The organism is Streptomyces spiroverticillatus (assembly GCA_014650415.1).
Classification (GTDB): domain Bacteria; phylum Actinomycetota; class Actinomycetes; order Streptomycetales; family Streptomycetaceae; genus Streptomyces; species Streptomyces spiroverticillatus.
In genome coordinates this window covers 1-548 of record BMUX01000091.1, presented here as the reverse complement: position 1 = coordinate 548, position 548 = coordinate 1, and the positions used below count along the sequence as shown (strand labels likewise).

The 548-nt window shown below is 73.7% G+C and carries 1 protein-coding gene; it reads right to left on the bottom strand.

Annotation, left to right across the window (positions count from 1 at the left end; genetic code table 11):
* Window positions 1-548, bottom strand: a 548-nt coding sequence (locus IE269_RS42850) for a condensation domain-containing protein (protein WP_318299722.1), incomplete at both ends; no start/stop codon positions are given.

Below are 548 nucleotides of genomic sequence, written 5' to 3'. Positions count from 1 at the left end.
GTGGGATTGCCCGAGGTGTCGGTACGCAGCACCAGCGTGTTCACGAAGAACCCGACCAGCCGGTCCAGGTCCGGATGCGGACGCCCCGCCGTCGGCGTACCGATCGGCAGATCCGTCCCCCCACCGTTGCGCGTCAGCAGCACCGCCAACGCGGCGTGCACCGCGTGGAACAGCGTCGCCCCGTGGGCACGGGCATGCGCGACGAGACCCCGGTGCACGGCGGAGGGCGTGCTGGTGGTGTGCGTACGGGCCCGGTGGGTGGGCAGGGCGGGGCGGGCACGGTCGGCCGGCAGGGCGATCTCCTCGGGCAGACCGGCGAGTTCCGCCGTCCAGTGGGCGAGCTGGCCTTGCAGGGGGCTGCCTGGGGTGTCCGGGTCGCCGAGGTGACGGTGCTGCCAGAGCGCGTAGTCCGCGTACTGCACCGGCAGCGGCGACCACCCCGGCACCTCCCCCCGCCCGCGCGCCTCATAAGCGGCGGTGAGGTCCTCGGTCAGGGGACGCATGGACCAGCCGTCGCCCGCGATGTGGTGCAGGACCAGCACCAGCAG